The following is a 636-nucleotide window of genomic DNA, read 5'->3' as shown; positions in this document are numbered from 1 at the left end:
CGACTACGCCTGTCGGCCTCGCCTTAGGTCCCGACTTACCCAGGGCGGATTAACCTGGCCCTGGAACCCTTGGTCATTCGGCGGACGGGTTTCTCACCCGTCATTCGCTACTCATGCCTGCATTCTCACTCGTGTGGGCTCCACCACTAGGTCACCCTGCGGCTTCACTGCCCACACGACGCTCCCCTACCCACCCACACACCTGAACACGACCCCGAAGGATCATGCTGGGTTGTTGTGTGAGTGCCACGGCTTCGGCGGTGTACTTGAGCCCCGCTACATTGTCGGCGCGGAATCACTTGACCAGTGAGCTATTACGCACTCTTTCAAGGGTGGCTGCTTCTAAGCCAACCTCCTGGTTGTCTGTGCAACTCCACATCCTTTCCCACTGAGCACACGCTTAGGGGCCTTAGCCGGTGGTCTGGGCTGTTTCCCTCTCGACTACGAAGCTTATCCCCCGCAGTCTCACTGCCACGCTATGTCTTACCGGCATTCGGAGTTTGGCTGACGTCAGTAACCTGGTAGGGCCCATTAGCCATCCAGTAGCTCTACCTCCGGCAAGAAACACGTGACGCTGCACCTAAATGCATTTCGGGGAGAACCAGCTATCACGAAGTTTGATTGGCCTTTCACCCC

Annotated in this window: 1 rRNA gene; it reads right to left on the bottom strand. The window is 57.7% G+C overall.

Annotated features, from left to right (window positions below):
* A 23S ribosomal RNA gene (locus tag ABD254_RS21395) occupies window positions 1-636 on the bottom strand; the annotation flags it as partial.

The organism is Isoptericola hypogeus (genome assembly GCF_039531145.1).
In the GTDB taxonomy this organism is placed as follows: domain Bacteria; phylum Actinomycetota; class Actinomycetes; order Actinomycetales; family Cellulomonadaceae; genus Isoptericola; species Isoptericola hypogeus.
This window is presented reverse-complemented; position numbering and strand designations above follow the sequence as displayed.